The organism is Haloferax sp. KTX1, from assembly GCF_902410085.1.
GTDB classification, from domain to species: domain Archaea; phylum Halobacteriota; class Halobacteria; order Halobacteriales; family Haloferacaceae; genus Haloferax; species Haloferax massiliensis.
In genome coordinates this window covers 1-409 of sequence record NZ_CABPRH010000289.1, presented here as the reverse complement: position 1 = coordinate 409, position 409 = coordinate 1, and the positions used below count along the sequence as shown (strand labels likewise).

Annotated in this window: 1 protein-coding gene; it reads left to right on the top strand. The window is 64.3% G+C overall.

All coding sequences use genetic code 11. From position 1 onward, the window contains the following. Positions 1–409 (top strand): hypothetical protein (locus FY251_RS22805; RefSeq protein ID WP_187367503.1); only part of this gene is annotated, 409 nt, incomplete at both ends.

The following is a 409-nucleotide window of genomic DNA, read 5'->3' as shown; positions in this document are numbered from 1 at the left end:
CGCCGCGAAGGAAACGGAGCAGGCCTGGCAGTCTAACCAGCACCAGCTGAACCAGCTGCGCGAATCCCTCCAGGAAAGCGGTATTAGCACCCGCAACCTGGCGGGTGAGCAGCAACGCATCCAGGGCGATATCGCCGGCGTTGAAGGGGAGGTTTCAAGCCTCAATGGCCGGCTGGCGAAAATGCGGGATCGCCTGAGGGATGGTGCCAGTGGGGCCGGCGGCTTCCGGCAACGCCTGGCTAAGATGGTGCCAACACTGTCATCGGTACGCAGCGGGATCAATGCTGCGGGCAGAGCGGTAGCAGGCCTCACTGCCGCTGCCGGGGCATCCATCGCCACGATGACGGTGTTCAACCAGCGGCAGGCATGGGCAGCGACGGAGATCAACAACACCGCCGAAGCCCTCGAC